This is a genomic window from Protofrankia sp. Cr1, from assembly GCF_963555865.1.
Classification (GTDB): Bacteria; Actinomycetota; Actinomycetes; order Frankiales; family Frankiaceae; genus Protofrankia.
The window spans coordinates 3766-4334 of sequence record NZ_CAUVXO010000558.1; the positions used below are offsets into that span (position 1 = coordinate 3766).

Here is a 569-nt window from a genome sequence, read left to right on the forward strand (position 1 = left end):
AGGACGGGGACGGGCGGACAGAGCGTCGTGGAAGTCGCGGACCGGCGGCAACTCCCGGTAGGGACGGAGCCGTGCCGCGGTCCGGCGCAGGTTCGCGGTCACGGTCGACGTCGGGCAGCTGTCCAGCATCGCCACCACGGTCAACGCCAGGACAGCAGCCTCTACCGGTTCGGGACGCTCCCGCTGCGTCAGCGCCGCGGCCAGGGCGAGGAGGGCATGCCCACGTTCCTCGAAGCCGCCGTGACCGGATTCGTACAGTCCCACCGCAGTCCGGGCGAGAACCCCACCGGCGAACATGCCCGCCGCCGCGGGTCCGAACGGGGACATTCCCGGTCGGGCGGGTAGGTCGACCGCTGACCGTCGCATCCGGTCCAACGCGTCCCGTGCGGACTGTGTGTTACCGGCCGCGGCATGCCCGCGTGCTTCGTAGGCGGCCATCCCGGCGACGGACGCGGCCAACACCGGTTCCTCGGCGTCCTCGGCATGGTCCCCGGCCAGGGTGAGGAACCGCCGCGACGTCGTCGGATCACCTTGGTTGAACGCAAGCCGGCACAGCATGTAGGCGCAGG

General features: G+C 71.5%; 1 pseudogene. It reads right to left on the minus strand.

The features are described from left to right. Positions 1 to 569, minus strand: a pseudogene (locus U9980_RS25760) (transcriptional regulator); the annotation flags it as partial.